Raw genomic sequence first — 14,918 nt, 5'->3', positions numbered from 1 at the left:
CCAGTTTTGAGCCCTGAGGAAAATCACCCCGGCGATGTCACCTACCCGGCGTTGTTCCGGCCCGCTGGGAGTGGAAACCCTGCTGACCAGGTCAGGTTCTGGTTCGGCAAGCGGCCCGGAAATCGTGGTGCGTAACCACCGGCGCGGAACCCGGTCGAGGACCCGTGCCCCGCATCGACCGTTCCACCCGCTCGCGGGTGATCACCCGGTCCCGACGTCCTCGGGGTCTGCCCGAGTAGGTGCGAGCGTGCCGCGAGGTGATGACTCGCAACACGCTCGCTCGCTGTTCCGGCGTGGTGACCGTGTTGTGCGGGGTCCTGTCCGTCAGGGGTAGGAGATGACGGTGGAGGGCACGGTGTCCGATCCGGAGGTGGCGGCTCCGGTGTCGTTGATGACGTGGTCGTATTGCCCCTTGCCGCCGAGCGAGACGACGAGCAGGTCGTGGAAGACCACGCCCGGCGTGTTCGGTGCGGTGAAGCCGCGCCCCTGGCGGATGGTCGGGTCCGTGGTGTAGTTGCAGTAGCTGCCCATGCCCCAACCCTCGTGGGTCGTCACGGAGTCGCCGACCTTGTAGGCGGCGTAGCCGCGGATCCCGTCGTGGTTGATCGCTGCCTGGTCGGGGGCGTCGTAGGCCTTCTCGTTCTGGAAGAACACGGTACGGCCGTGCTCTCCGTACCACTGCACGTCGTACTTGTTGAAGTGCTCGGCGAACAGGCCGGTGGCCAGCACGTTGTCACCGTTGACGATCAGGCCGTAGTCGGCGCGGTTGGTTTCCCAGCCGACGCCGCTGCCGTGGTCGGCGCGCCAGAGCCAGGTGTGATCGATGAGCGTGTCGTGGGCGTTGACCACCACGCTGGTGGTGGCCTTACCGGCCCCTGCCCCGCCGATGCGGACGAACAGGTCCTGCAGCGAGATCGGATTGGCCGCGTGGTCGGCGGAGGAGCCTTCGGGACCGACCTCCACCAGGGGCTCCGAGTTGACGGTTCCGGCGTCGACGAGGAGTCCGGCGATCCGCACCCCGTCCACGTCGGCTATCCGCAGGGCCGTGACCCCGTTGTCCGGGATGAGCGTGGCATAGCCGAGCCCGAGGACCACGGTGTTGGCCCGGTTGACCCGGATCGGCTGGTCGAGGTGGTAGATGCCGGGCGTGACCAGCAGGTGCTTGCCCTGATCGAGGGCGGCGTTGATCGTGGCCGCGCTCTCTCCTGGCCTGACGATGTGGAACCGCGACAGCGACAGCGACTCGCCCGCCGGCGCGCCGCCCTCCCACGTGGTGCCGCTGGCTCCGGTGCGCAGCGCGGGCAGGAAGACCCTGAACTCGCTGCCGTCGAGATACACGAACGGCTTCTCCCGCGAGATCGGGGTGGTCGCCAGCGTCGTGTACGGCGGTTCGGGGAAGCTCTGCGCCGGAGCACCCGCGACACCGGAGAAGACCATGTTCCACACGCCGTTGCGCCAACCGCCCACAGCACTGTCGCGGGTGTACCACTGCTGCTGCGAGTACGGAGACACCGTGCCGTCGATACGGCTGTCGGCGATGTAGCCACCGCTGGCCCAGCCGTACCCGCTCGGTGCCAGATTGAGCCCGCCCTTGACGTGCATCCGCCGGAACGGCGCGGCCTGGGCGACCGCCCAGCGGTCCGTTCCACTCACCGGTCGCAGCGCGAGATTCTCCGCGGAACGCCAGAAGTTCTGCGTCGCGTTGCCGTCGAACCAACCTGCATCGACGGTGACATCGCCGTTGATCGTCGTGTCATCGGGAGACAGCCCCAGACCCGCGATCGTGGTGTAGAAGCCCAGCTGGGCGTTGAGCCCGTCGTACGTGCCCGGCTTGAAGAACAGCTGGTAGCGGCCCGTGCCGAACTGGGACGACTCCTGCTCGGCGAAGATCTGGTCCAGGCGAGCCTGGATGTCGGGGGTGCTGGGGTCGAAAACCAGTACGTTCGGTCCGAGGTCGACGTCGGCGCTCGATGACGAGGTCGTCGTGGCGGCCTGCGCGGAGCGCTGCGACGAACCGGCCAGCACGGCCGGAGTCGCCACGGCGGCGGCCATCGCGCCGAGGGCGCTTCGACGGGAGAACGTGGTGCCGCCGGATTCCTGGTCCTCGGGTGAAGAGGTGGACACGAAAAATCCTCCAAATACGAAGGTGATCGGTCACGGTGTTCGGGAATTCCCGTTTGCGAAAAACGGGAACACCGCGGAAACACGATTTCTCTCGCCGCTCTCGGGTTTCGATCGGGACGACACGATCCCCGAGAAAGCGGGGGTTATCAGGGGTCGACGCGGACCCGGTCGACGAGGTAGCGGACATCGCCCGACTTCCCGGGCGCGCTCGCGCCTTCGGGGAGTTCGAGCCGGACCGAGTAGGTGCCGTGGGTGAACTTCGTCCTGCCCCGGCTCTGCGACCGCCCGGCGACGAAATCGTAGGCGTTGCCGTCCGGAGCCTGACAGCCAGGCCCGTAACGCGGATGAATGGCCAGGGCTCCGTTCCGGGAATCAGCGGCGTCCTGGCCGATGTAGCGCGTCTCCGGAGAATCGACCCAATCCTGCTGTTCGGAGTTGACCGTCCCGAAGTTCTCCCCGGTGGCCTCGACCGTCCACTTCGATCGGTCGATCGTCGAACCGGAGAAGTCGTCGAAGGAACCCTCCTGCTCGGCCACGGCCACCGGAGCTGCCGACAACGGCGGCAGGGCTGTCGCCACCACGATCGCGAAACGATTTCGCGTGGACATGGAACTCCTCATTCCTGGAGGGGCGGACCGCTCCGGCCCACCGGGCAACCGAAGGAGAGCGCTCTCAATGCATAAAGAGGGAAACGTCTAGACCACCAGCCGGTAAAGGGCCCATGTTTTCTGAATCGATTCACGAACTCGCAGATTGGCGCCCACGGAGTCGCGTTCGTACTCCCCCCGACGGAATCGCTTGGTCCTCGTCACCGCGATCGACCACCGAAGGGGAAGGAATCGCGGTGCGAATCCGCTACCGCGGGCTGCGCCCCAGGTTCCGCGCGCACCGCGCCACCTGGGCCTGGAGAGACCACTACTCCAGCAACTCAGCCACCCGAGGCCGAGGCGCCTCAGCCAACCGCGGACACCTCAACGGCGAAACACCCTCGGCGACAACACCCGTCGTACTCTCCCCGAAAGGCCTACCGCGGTGATCGCAGGCCGCCCACAATCCCAACCACCTCATGAGCAGCGCAGTAATCCCAGAGCCTCGCAGCAAACGCATCGCCGAGCAATGCGTCGATACACATCACTGGAGTCAGGCACGAGGATGCATCGTACTGGGGCATGATTGTTGAACCAACCGAGCGCCGCGAAACCCTCGCGCTCGCCACCGCCGACGCTCGCCTCGTCGACAGGCTGATGGACCCGACCAGCCTCGAACGTTGGGCACTGGAGTCCGTGACCGGCATCGAGCCCGACGCGTCGAAGTCCACTGTCCCGCGGGCCGCCTTCCGCATCGGCACGGACCGCATCACCGAGATCGCCATGGACGAGGGCTACCGGCAGCTCGCTGAGCAGAGCACCACCGAGGAGTCCGCCGACGACCGCGCGATCACGATGTCCCGCCGTCGCCGCACGCGGGCCGAGGACGCCGAATGACCCGCGGCCACGCAGGGACTCCGACGATCACCCGTGGGCGGATCTACGGCGCGCCGCCCCGGGAGACGATGCGCCGCGTCGACGAGGCCCTACGGGCCGCCCTGGCGCTGTAGCTCGACCGGCACAGCACCGACAATCCCCCGACAGGGTGCCCCACCGGGGGATTTTGGCCTACGTATATGCAATTCAACGCGCCAAAGCGGTTGAGTCAGCCCGCGTGCTCGCCGGTGTCCGTCCCGTTACCGGACCAGCAAACCTGCCACCACCGACTTCGCCACCTGGTGGTGGCAGGCATGTCCGAATCCGCTCCCGGCTCCGAGAGCAGCCGACACGGCCCCTTTCCGAGCATCGAGGCGGGAACCCGGTTCACTCCAGCAGCACTGAACCGACCCCCCTTTCTGTCAAAATGACATTAAGCTAATGTAGTCGTCGTGATCGAAGAGTCGTGGTCGCCGCCGGAAGTTCTGGTCACTGTGGACCTGGTGATCTTCACCCTGCGGGAGCAGGAGCTTCGCGTGCTGCTGGTCGAACGTGGTGTGGACCCGTATCGGGGTGCGCGGGCGTTACCCGGTGGATTCTTGAACCATGCCGGTGAGGACATCCTCGATGCCGCCCATCGGGAGTTGCGGGAAGAGGCGGACTTGGACGTGGCGCGGCTGCACTTGGAGCAGCTGGGCACCTACGGGGCTCCTGGTCGCGATCCGCGGGGACGGGTCATCTCGGTGGCCTACCTGGCGATCGCGCCCGAACTTCCGGACCCCGTGGCCGGTACCGACGCGGCGGACGCCGGGTGGGAATCGGTGCCGGACGTGCTGTTCGGCCGGACGAAGTTGGCCTTCGACCACCTCCGGATCGTGACCGATGGCATCGAGCGGGCGCGGAGCAAGCTGGAGCATTCGGCGTTGGCGACCGCTTTCTGCCGGGAGACCTTCACGATCGCCGAACTGCAGCAGGTCTACGAGGCCGTGTGGGGGGTGCGGCTGGATCCGCGGAACTTCTACCGGAAGGTGCAGAAGGTCCCCGGGTTCATCGAGCCGGCCGGACAGGAACGCAGGGCCACGAAGGGGCGTCCTGCGCGGTTGTTCAAGGCCGGGTCGACGGCTGTGCTGCATCCACCGCTGGTGAGACCTGAATCCATCGACTCCGAAGGAGCGAGATGACGGAGAACATGGTGGTGGTGCTCACCGCCTTGAATCTCGAGTACGACGCCGTGCGGCGCAGACTGGTCGCCCCGCAGCTTCAGCTGCATGAACGAGGCACCCGGTTCGAGGTCGGTTCCCTGCGCGATACGGGCTGTCAGGTAGCACTTGCCTTGACCAGCAAAGGAAATCACTCCGCGGCGGTCTTGGCCGAGCGCGCGATCCACGAGTTCGATCCGGCGGCCGTGCTGTTCGTCGGCGTGGCCGGTGCGTTGTGGGATGCCACGCCGCTGGGCGACGTCGTGGTGGCCACGCACGTCTACGCCTACCACGGCGGCACCAGCGAGGACGACGGACTCAAAGCCAGACCTCGGGTGTGGGAAGCCGAACACGGGATCAGCCAGCTCGCCTCGCACGTGGCCCGCACCGACGGCTGGACCGGCCACGCGGGTTCCGGCCGACACCACCACAACGTCCACTTCGGAGCGATCGCTGCCGGAGAGATCGTGCACAACTCCCGGATCTCTTACGAGGCGGCATGGATCCGCCAGCACTACAACGACGCGCTGGCCATCGAGATGGAATCAGCCGGTGTCGCTCAAGCCGGCCACCTCAACGGCTCCCCGGTGGCCGTCGTGCGCGGAATCAGCGACAAGGCCGACGGGACCAAGAACACCGCCGGTGACGGCACCTGGCAACCGCGGGCCGCCGACAACGCCGCGGCATTCGCCACTCGACTCGCCGAAGAACTCATCACTGAACAGGGGAACAGCCCGATGCGGCATCGGAACAAGCCCAGCAGCGGCGATGTCACCCACATCGCGCACGGCAGCACAGTCGGAATCCAGGCCAGAGACGTCACCAACAGCACCGTCACGATCGGCCCGGCACAACCGGCCGCGACACCTGACGATCTCGCGGCCAAGCTTGCCTCCCTCCGCGACGAGCTCGAACGTGCCCGTTCGATCGGCACGCTCGACTCCCCCACTTACGAAGACGCGCAGCATGAGCTCGCCCTCGCCAGCGAGGCGTTGAAGGAGGACACGTCCGATGGCAAGAGCAGGTCCGTACGAGCGCTCAAGCGTCTGGGCGGGCTGACCGACGAGGCTGCCGAGGTGGCCTCCAAGGTCGCGATGTTGATCACAGCGGTGAACGGTCTGTCATGAGGGGGAACGAGACCACCACCACGACCAACACCGCCGGATCCGGCTCCAGCGTGGGGATCCAGGCCGAATGGGTACACAACTCCAACGTGTACATGGTGTCCTCCGACGACCCGCCCGAACAGAAGTACCGGGTCGGCGTCAACTACCTGGACAACGGGGTGCCATCGCGGGCCCGCGAGTGGATCGACGCAGCCATCGCCCGCGACTACGACGGCGCCGCAGTGCGCTTCTACTGGGCCCTGGCCCTGCTCAGCAAGCGCTCGTACCGCGAACTGAGCACCGAGGAGCGAGGGCTGCTCGGTGAGCTGCCCGACCACATCGCCACGTATCCGGACAGCGAATGGACACGCGCGCTCGAAGCGCTGTGCGAGCTACTCGGCCATCTCGACGTCCCCGACCGCGATCCCACGCCGGCGTTGGAAAAGTTGCGGTCCCTTCCCGCCCGACAACGCGAGCAGATCGTGCGCCACTGCGATCTCGTCCTGACCAGCGGGGTGAAGGACAGCCTCTGGGCGGAGACCCGACGCACCGCCGAGCGGCGACAGCACGCCGGAAATCGCGAGAACCGCGTGTGGGCCTACTTTCAGCCCGAGCCGATCCCACCGCGGGCCCAGTCTCCTGACCCGAACGGTGCCACTCCCCAGCACTGGCTTCGCGCCGTCCTCGCGAGCGCACTGCTCGCCGGAGCCCTGGGAAGTCTCGGTTGGATTCTGCTGCAACGCCCGACAGCGATATCAGTAATCGCTTACTCGATGACGTTGGCGGTCGGAGCGCTCGCGGCCAGGACGGGATTCGAGTGGCGATACCGCACACAACGCCTCCGCGCCAAGGAACGCGAGCACGCGGGCGAAGTCGCCGCCCACGCGGCACCCGGTTCGGGGTTCGCCAACCAGGTCGATCACGCCTTCCAGTACTACGCCCACAAGTACGCGCCCAGGGGCGTGGACCGCTCGGGCTGGCTGGCCGAGACCAGGGGCATCCGCACCACGCTGCGCAACGAAGTCGTCGAGCTGTACCGCGAAAGCAGAATCCAGGTCGGCCGGGTCAGGTGGCTCATCCGGCACCTGATCCTCGATGTTCGGAAACAGTGGTGTGAGAACACCCTGTTCTCCTACCGGCAGCAGTACCGGACGCCCCTGTCCACACGAGCTTGGTGCCTGTCCGCACTCGTGGTCGGTGTCCTCGCGGCTTGTGCCGTCGTCGATGCGGCCGTACGGACGGCCCCGTTGTCGGCGCTGGCCGGCGTGCTCATCGCGGTGATAAGCGGCCGCGTCGCCACGTTTCGCTGGTGCTACATCCTCGGTGAACGCCGACGATTCGCCGAGGAGGATCAAGAGCACGAACGCACGCTGGAAGCTCGCCAAACCGCGTACCAGCGGTGGAAAGACAAGCTGGCCGCCACCTGCCCCACTGATGAGGAGATGGAGACCTGGCTGGAATGCGATCGAGCCCTACTCGTCGACGAGGCGCTGCGCCACTACCGCCTCGCCTGGCGCGACATCACCGCTCACACGATCGTGCAAACCCCGGCGAAGAGCTGCAAGCGAGCACGCGTCAACGGCGGTCCGTGGCGCTACTCGAAGTACGACCTCCAACTGTTCCTGATCACCGCTGAAGGGGTGCGGGAGCTGGCCAAGCAGCTCGACGTCGAGCACGGAACCTTCCACGGCAACGAACGCGGGCACTTCCGCTTCGACGCCGTCTCATCGCTCCGCGTGGTCGAATCCGGCGACTACAAGTACACGCTGGAGCTGACCCTGAGCAACGGTCCCTCCCGCACCATCGAAGTCACCGAACCCGAGCGGAACTTCGAACCGGCCAGTCCTGACGAACCGGGCCTGTCCCGGATCAGCCTCGACGCCACCGGATTCACGCACGCCCTCCACGTCCTGGAAGGAATCTCCGCCGAGGGCAAAGCATGGATCCAACGCGACACCGCCGCGACGCAGCGGAGCAACCCGGTTCCCTTCGGCATCGAGTCCGCCGCTTAGACCGTGTCTCATTTGGTGAGTTCTCCAGCAGGTCAGTGCGGCAGCGAGGGCGCGGAAGAGGGCGACGTGGTCGCCGTAGCGTGCGACGGGCCCACCGGCATTACCCGAGAGGGGGTCAACGCGTAGCTGTCGTGGTGAAGTGGCCGCCGAGAACCCCCACCAACACAGGAGTGCCACCCTGTTCCATGGGGATGTGGATCGTGCTGCCGGGTTTTCCGTGCTCAGTGGTACTCGGCCCGGCCAGCCAGCCCCTCTTCGCTCACGGACGCTGGCCGCCTCCACGATCGCAGCCAACACCGCCCGCACCTCCGCCAGGTCCCGGCTCACCACCCTGCGGGCGCACCCCCACCTGCGGCATCAACGGCTCGAACAACGCCATAACCACTCGTCCAGCACCAACCGACGCGACAACTCATCCATCACCCACGCCCCCCCTGCATGGATCACGCCTGCGCGCGGAGCAACCTGTCGCCCCCGCAGCCGCTCCCCCGCTTCGGAAGGCGAAGGGCAAGCGAGAGTGGCACGGCACATCCGACCGTGTCCGGATTTGGAATCTCCACAGCTGGCCGAAGCCGAGTCAGATCACCTGGTCATGTCGTGGTCCGAGTACCGGTAGTGCTGCGGGTGGAAGCCACTCCGTGGAATCACACTCATATCCCCGCTACACAAGTTTGTGTTGACTTCGTTAACAAACAGACCTACCGTTAACCTGTCTGCGTCAACTATCATCACCCACCGTACGGTCCCGCTGCACGAAGCGTGGGAAGGTTTGGGCGATCATGACGCTGGAGGGTTAGCGTGCCACCAACGCCGGAAACCGTGGCGGGACGATTCCGCATCCTCGGGCCGATCGGCCGAGGAAACATGGGCGAAGTGCACCGCGCGGAGGACCTTGAGGCGGCGCCCGACTCCCCCGACAGGACTGTCGCGCTCAAGCTGATCCTGCAGCACCGCTTGAGCAACGCCGCCGGCACGGACGCGTCACTGGTCAAACGATTCAAGCGCGAGATCACGATCATGAACCAGCTGGGTGCCCATCCCAGCCTCGCACGGATCGTCGCGGGCGGCGTCGACGACACCGACCTGCCCTACCTCGCCATGGAGTACCTGGAGGGACGCGCGCTGCGCGATCTCATCGACGATCATCCGCAGGTGCCGGTCCCGTGGGTGGCCGCGATCGGAGCACAGATCGCCGACGGACTGGCGGCCGCACACGACAAGGAGATCGTGCACCGCGACCTCAAGCCGTCAAACCTGATGCTCCTCCGCGGCGGCCAGGTCAAGGTCCTGGACTTCGGCGTCGGTCGGATCTTCGACACCGCGGACCAGGACAGGATCACCAGCACTGGAGTCACGATCGGCACCGCGCGCTACATGGCGCCCGAGCAGTTCAGCTCGTCCAAGGTGTTACCGGCCGCGGATCTCTACGCCCTCGGCTGCGTCCTGTACGAGCTCCTGGTCGGGGTTCCGCCGTTCTACAGCAACAATGCCCAGGAACTCGGAGAGAAGCACAAGAACGACGAGGTACCTCCACTCGCTCCCCAGCGCTCTGACCTCCCCGCGGGGTTGCCGCGCCTGATCGAGCACCTGCTGGAGAAGGACCCCGCGAATCGCCCGATCGACGCCACTGCGGTTCGCGACGACCTGCTGACCTGGACCGGTACGGACCCGGCACTGCCGGGATGGGACGAGTTCGCGCCACGCCATCACCCCGCTCCTGCCGTCACGGCGACGTCCACGGGTGACGGCGAGCACACGGGCCGACCTGCGTCGAGTTCGGTGATGGATGTCTTCGGCATCCACGATGACCTCATCAGGGAGTACCGCGAGTTCACCAAGAGCGGCACGGTCATCCGGGACGAACGCATCGCCGAATTCGTCGACGAGGAGCTCGATTCCAAGAAGCAGTGGCCCGACCCGTGGGTGTCGCTGAACCCGTTCTTCGCCTCCGGCGGGACCGTTCTCGAGCTGGCACAGGCCGGAGTCCTGCACGAAGAGTGCACGCGCATCTTCCGGTCCGGAAAATCCGAGGACAGCACGACCTGCAACGGAAAGCCGATCACCCTGCATCAGCACCAGCGCGACGCGATCGAGGCGGCGCGGACCGGCGCCTCGTATGTGCTCACGACAGGGACGGGGTCCGGCAAGTCCCTCGCGTACATCGTGCCGATCGTGGACAAGGTGCTGCGGGATCGGCAACGCGAGTCCGCGAACGGCCACAAGCGGGTCCGCGCGATCATCGTGTATCCGATGAACGCGCTGGCCAACAGCCAGCTCAACGAACTCGAGAAGTTCCTGCGCCACGGCTACGGCAACGGCCACGAACCGGTCACCTTCGCGCGGTACACCGGACAGGAGAGCGAGGAGACCCGCGAGGAGATCCGGAAGAACCCGCCAGACATCCTGCTGACCAACTACGTGATGCTCGAGCTGATGCTCACTCGGCCCGACGACCGCAAGTCGTTGATCAGGATGGCCAAGGGGCTGGACTTCCTCGTCTTCGACGAGCTGCACACCTATCGCGGTCGGCAAGGAGCCGACGTCTCGCTGCTGATCCGTCGTCTCCGCGAGGCCTGCGGCAGCGACCTCATGCAGTGTGTGGGGACGTCGGCGACGATGTCGACCGAGGGCACCTTCGCCGACCAGCGGAAGCTGGTCGCGAACGTGGCGACGACCATCTTCGGCACCGAGGTCAGTCCGGACAACGTCATCGGCGAGACTCTCCAGCGCGCTACCGAGGAACCCCCCGAGGAGCCACCGGCCGCTCGTCTCGAGTCCGCACCCCCGCTGGCCTATTCGGAACTCGTCAAAGACCCGCTCGCCCGCTGGATCGAGACCCGCTTCGGCCTCACCACGGACAGTTCCGGCCGCGTCGTGCGACAGCGACCGTCGCGGATCGAGGACACCGCCAAGGAGCTGGCCGTCTCCAGCGGCCTGTCCGAGCAGGAGTGCACGAGCGCGATCCGCCGCACCCTCGAAGCCGGGTCCCAAGCCTCGCATCCCGTAACCGGACGACCGCTGTTCGCCTTCCGGCTGCACCAGTTCCTGTCCAAGGGCGACACCGTCTACGTCACCCTCGAAGAGCCGAGCGAGCGCTACCACACCCGCGACTATCAGCGGGTTCTGCCGGGATCGAACGGCAAGATCCTGCTGCCGACCGCGTTCTGCCGCGAGTGCGGGCAGGAATACCTCACCGTGTGGCGCAAACCGGAGACCGAAGGAAGCATCGTCTATGAACCTCGCCTGGATGCCACGATCTCCGGAGGACAGTCCCAGGAGGGATACCTCTACATCGGGAAATGGCCGAGCACGATCCAGGAGGCCGTCGACGACAAGCGTCTGCCCGACTCGTGGCTGGACCAGGACCAGCACGGCTATTCGACCGTTCGCGACTCGTACCGCAAGCGCCTGCCCAAGGCCGTCACGGTCGACGCGCTCGGCAACGAGGGGCACGGGGAACTCGATGCCACGTTCATCCCGGCACCGTTCGGCTTCTGCTTGCACTGCGGTGTCACCTACGAGCAGGTGCGGGGGCAGGACTTTGCCAAGCTCGCCACTCTCGCCCAGGAGGGGCGTTCCTCGGCGACCTCGCTCGTGTCGGCCGCGATCGTCCGGTCGCTGCAACAGGCGCACGCTCTCGATCGCGAAGCACGCAAGCTGCTGACGTTCATCGACAACCGGCAGGACGCCGCTCTTCAGTCCGGTCACTTCAACGACTTCGTTCAGGTGACCCAGCTGCGCGGCGCGCTGTACCGGGCCGTGCGGGATGCCGGCGCGGAAGGTCTCCGCCACGAGGAACTGGCCGCGCGGGTCACGAACGCCATGGGACTGGACGTCGCCGACTACACCGGCACGAGCGACATGCCGCCGTCGCTGGCGCGCAACGCCGCGAAGACGCTGCGCGATGTCATCGCCTTCCGGCTCTACATCGACCTGCAGCGCGGCTGGCGCGTGACGATGCCGAACCTGGAGCAGACCGGGCTGCTACGGATCGACTACGAGGACCTCGACTGGCTGGCCGAGCAGGATTCCCGGTGGAGCGGAACGCACGACCGCCTGCGCTACGCGGACCCGCAGCAGCGCAAAGAGATCATGCGCGTGCTGCTGGACCACATGCGGCGCGAGCTGGCCATCGACGTGCAGGTGTTCCGGGACGAGTTCGAGAACCTGCAGCGCGCCAGTGAGGAGCGACTCGTCCCGCCGTGGGTGCTGTCGAACAACGACCGTCCGGCGATCGGCACCGCCTATCCGCGCAGCTCTGCCCCGGGGATGGACCGCGCGGGCCTGTTCCTGTCCGGCCGCGCCAAGTTCGGCAAGTATCTGCGGCGGGCTCACTTCAAGGGCGCTTCCGTCGACGAGACCCAGCAGATCATCACCGACCTGCTGGAAACACTGACCGGCGCGGAGATCCTGGTCAAGGTCGCCACTCGACCCGAGTACGCCCGCCGGTATCGCAAGCGTGCGACGACCGCCACCGGCTACCGCATCTCCGCCCGCGCGCTCGTCTGGCAGGCCGGTTCGGGCACGACCGGTGTGCACGACCCGCTGAGCCGCACGTACGCCAGCGGCGACGGGCCGAAGGTGAACACGTTCTTCCGCGATCTCTACTGCAAGACCGCGCAGGACCTCGCGGGCATGATGGCCAAGGAGCACACCGCCCAGATCGATCCCGTCGAGCGGGAGAACCGCGAGGGCGATTTCCGCAACGGCGATCTCAAGCTGCTCTACTGCTCCCCCACGATGGAGCTCGGGGTCGACATCGCGCAGCTCAACGCCGTGCTCATGCGCAACGTGCCGCCCACACCGGCCAACTACGCGCAGCGCAGTGGCCGCGCGGGCCGTTCCGGGCAGCCGGCGTTGGTCACGACCTACTGCGCCACCGGCAACAGCCACGACCAGTACTACTTCCGCCACTCGGATCGGATGGTCTCCGGAACCGTGGCCGCGCCACGGTTGGATCTCGCCAACGAGGATCTGGTTCGCTCTCACGTGCAGGCGATCTGGCTGGCTGAGACCGGTGTGAAACTCGGTGCGGCGATTCCGCGCATCATCGACATCTCGGACAGCGAGGAGTCCGGGCGTCCGGACCCGAGTCTGGAGTTGCACGAGGAGGTCGCCAACGCGATCCGCGATCACGATGCCCAGCGCAGGGCGCTCGAGGCGGCGCGCGAGGTGTTCGGGCAGCTGATCGAGCGGTTCACCGGCACGACCTGGTGGGATCCCCAGTGGATCGAGACGACCGTGCGCACCGCCCCGGACAACTTCGATCGGGCCTTCGGGCGGTGGCGGGAGCTGTACCAGGCGGCCGTGCAAGATCAGGCCGAGCAGAACCGCCGAGTACTCGACCACACCCTGTCGGAGAAGGACCGCAAGACCGCCACGACGAGGCGGCGGGAGGCCGAGACCCAGCTGAACCTGCTCAAGAACGAGAGCGCGGAGAGCAGGTCGGTCCTGTCGGACTTCAACCCCTACCGCTACCTGGCCGGTGAAGGATTCCTGCCCGGCTATTCGTTCCCCCGGTTGCCGCTGGCCGCCTACATTCCCCACAACGCACGGCGCTTCAACGACGGCGACTACCTGCAGCGGCCGCGGTTCCTGGCGATCCGCGAGTTCGGCCCGGGCGCGCTGGTCTACCACGAGGGGGCGCGCTACCAGGTCACCCGGATCCAACTGCCCGCCGACTCCAGTGGTGACGTCGAGACGAGCGCCGCGCGGCGTTGCGGCTCCTGCGGCTACTTCCACGACGCCCGCGAGCAGGCGGAGAAGTGTGAACTGTGCGGCGAGCGGTTGGCGGAGCGGACCGAAGGGCTTCTTCGCTTGCACACGGTGTACACGAAGCGTCGCGAGCGCATCTCGTCGGACGAGGAGGAGCGCCGCCGCGCCGGTTTCCGCCTGGTGACCTCCTACCGCTTCCAGGATCACGGGGATCGCCCCGGTCGACGGGATGCGATCGTCTCGGACGATTCCGGCCGGCTGGCGACGCTGAGCTACGGGGACTCGGCGACTGTGCGGATCACCAACGTCGGCCGGTTGCGCGCCAAGGAGAACGAGCCGGACGGGTTCTGGCTGGACCCGGATGACGGTCGTTGGCTGAACGAGCGCCAGGCCGACGAGGCGTCCGGGGATTCCGGCGAGATGCGCGTGGTCGACGAGGAGGGTCACGAGAGGCGCCGCAGGAAGCGCGTCATCCCGTACGTCGAGGACCGCCGCAACATCATGGTGTTCAAACTCGACAGGCCGCTGGAGGAGCCGGTGGCGCTGTCGTTGATGTACGCCCTGGAACGGGGCATCGCCGCTGCCTTCGAGCTCGAGGACAACGAGCTCACCAGCGAACTACTGCCGCCCGACGAGGGGCCGCGCGATCGGATGCTGTTCACCGAAGCCGCCGAGGGCGGTGCGGGTGTGCTCCGGCGGATGCAGGCCGACCGTGACGCTCTGGCCACGGCGGCCAAGACCGCTCTGCAGCTCTGCCACTTCGACGAGCACGGCAACGATCTCGGTGGTCCGGATGCGGACCGGCCCTGCGGGAAGGGCTGCTACGACTGCCTGCTCTCGTACAGCAACCAGATCGTCCACGGCAAGCTCGACCGCCACACGATCGCCGCGGTGCTGGTGCGACTCGCTTCGGCCACCACGCTCGAGACCGGGGCCGGTGAGAGCCGCACCGACCAACTCGAGCGGCTGTCCGAGCAGACCGAGACGAACCTCGAGGCCCGCTTCATGGCCTTCCTGAAGGAGAACGGGCTCCGGCTGCCCGACGACACCCAGAAGATGATCACCGATGCCTTGGCCAAGCCGGACTTCGTCTACAAGAGGCAGAACGTGAGCCTGGCCGTGTTCGTCGACGGTCCGGTGCACGAGTACGAGAACGTGTCGCAGCGTGATCGAGAAGCCGAGGACCGGCTCATCGACCTCGGCTGGGACGTACTTCGCTTCCCGGCCGATGCCGACTGGTTCGCGATCGTCGAGAAGCACCCGAACTACTTCGGGGCCGGACCCCGCGGCTGACCCACC

At 66.7% G+C, this 14,918-nt stretch carries 7 protein-coding genes; 5 read left to right on the top strand and 2 right to left on the bottom strand.

The window, feature by feature from the left end:
* Positions 1-324: 324 nt before the first annotated feature.
* Positions 325-2,124 (bottom strand): coagulation factor 5/8 type domain-containing protein, encoded by a 1,800-nt coding sequence (locus tag BM150_RS15700; protein ID WP_092928014.1) that lies wholly within the window; start codon positions 2,122-2,124, stop codon positions 325-327.
* Positions 2,125-2,270: 146 nt separating this feature from the next.
* Entirely contained in the window at positions 2,271-2,732 is a 462-nt protein-coding gene (locus BM150_RS15695) for a glycoside hydrolase family 16 protein (protein WP_092928013.1), read from the bottom strand.
* Positions 2,733-3,293: 561 nt separating this feature from the next.
* Here BM150_RS15695 and BM150_RS15690 point away from each other — a divergent pair.
* The 5 genes from BM150_RS15690 (at position 3,294) to BM150_RS15670 (ending at position 14,912) form a co-directional block, all read left to right on the top strand.
* On the top strand, positions 3,294-3,608 hold the full coding sequence (locus BM150_RS15690) for a hypothetical protein (protein ID WP_092928012.1): 315 nt from the start codon (positions 3,294-3,296) through the stop codon (positions 3,606-3,608).
* 431 nt (positions 3,609-4,039) lie between these two features.
* Positions 4,040-4,768, top strand: a complete 729-nt coding sequence (locus BM150_RS15685; protein ID WP_092928011.1) for an NUDIX hydrolase — start codon at positions 4,040-4,042, stop codon at positions 4,766-4,768.
* Positions 4,765-5,913: a 5'-methylthioadenosine/S-adenosylhomocysteine nucleosidase family protein gene (locus tag BM150_RS15680; protein WP_092928010.1), complete on the top strand. Its 1,149-nt coding sequence runs from the start codon at positions 4,765-4,767 to the stop codon at positions 5,911-5,913. The genes BM150_RS15685 and BM150_RS15680 overlap by 4 nt, the downstream gene beginning before the upstream one ends.
* Positions 5,910-7,904, top strand: coding sequence for a hypothetical protein (locus BM150_RS15675; RefSeq protein WP_092928009.1), 1,995 nt, complete (start codon positions 5,910-5,912; stop codon positions 7,902-7,904). Before BM150_RS15680 ends, BM150_RS15675 begins: the two co-directional genes overlap by 4 nt.
* A gap of 864 nt (positions 7,905-8,768) precedes the next feature.
* Positions 8,769-14,912: a protein kinase domain-containing protein gene (locus BM150_RS15670; protein WP_217641674.1), complete on the top strand. Its 6,144-nt coding sequence runs from the start codon at positions 8,769-8,771 to the stop codon at positions 14,910-14,912.
* Positions 14,913-14,918: the final 6 nt, after the last annotated feature.

Origin of the sequence: Actinopolyspora alba, assembly GCF_900112765.1 — a bacterium.
Lineage (GTDB): Bacteria > Actinomycetota > Actinomycetes > Mycobacteriales > Pseudonocardiaceae > Actinopolyspora > Actinopolyspora alba.
This window is presented reverse-complemented; position numbering and strand designations above follow the sequence as displayed.

Coding starts and splice junctions, on each gene's coding strand:
- BM150_RS15695 (WP_092928013.1), bottom strand. CDS start 2,732: ATGTCCACGCGAAATCGTTTCGCGATCGTGGTGGCGACAGCCCTGCCG.
- BM150_RS15690 (WP_092928012.1), top strand. CDS start 3,294: ATGATTGTTGAACCAACCGAGCGCCGCGAAACCCTCGCGCTCGCCACC.
- BM150_RS15680 (WP_092928010.1), top strand. CDS start 4,765: ATGACGGAGAACATGGTGGTGGTGCTCACCGCCTTGAATCTCGAGTAC.
- BM150_RS15675 (WP_092928009.1), top strand. CDS start 5,910: ATGAGGGGGAACGAGACCACCACCACGACCAACACCGCCGGATCCGGC.
- BM150_RS15670 (WP_217641674.1), top strand. CDS start 8,769: ATGGGCGAAGTGCACCGCGCGGAGGACCTTGAGGCGGCGCCCGACTCC.